The sequence below is a fragment of the Duganella violaceipulchra genome (assembly GCF_019166075.1).
In the GTDB taxonomy this organism is placed as follows: domain Bacteria; phylum Pseudomonadota; class Gammaproteobacteria; order Burkholderiales; family Burkholderiaceae_D; genus Rugamonas; species Rugamonas violaceipulchra.
In genome coordinates, this window is sequence record NZ_JAHTGR010000139.1 from 1 (window position 1) to 413 (window position 413).

1 pseudogene is annotated in these 413 nt (G+C 70.9%); it reads right to left on the bottom strand.

Features of this window, described 5'->3' with window-relative positions:
* A pseudogene (locus KVP70_RS33350) lies at nt 1-413 on the bottom strand (heme utilization protein); the annotation flags it as partial.

Below are 413 nucleotides of genomic sequence, written 5' to 3' on the forward strand. Positions count from 1 at the left end.
GCTGGGCCGAGGTCAGCGCGACGACCTGGTTGGTGGTCAGCGCGGCGATGCCGGCGGTGCTCAGCGCGGCCAGCGAGGCGGTGGCCAGGTTGTTGACCTGGGCGGTGGTCAGCGCGGCGACCTGGGCGGTGGTCAACGCGGCGATGCCGGCGGTCTTGATGGCCGACAGGTCAGCCGTTTCCAGCGCGGCGATGGCGTTGCTCGACAGCGCGGCCACTTGCGCGGTGCTCAGTGCGGCGGCTTCGGCGGTGGTCAGTGCGACCACTTGATCGGTCGTCAAGGCCTTGACCTGATTGGCGCTCAGCGCGGCGATCGCGTCGGACTTCAGTGCGGCGAAGTCGGCCGTTTCCAGCGCGGCGATGGCGGCGGTGCTCAGGCCGGCCACTTGCGCGGTGCTCAGCGAGCTTGCCTGG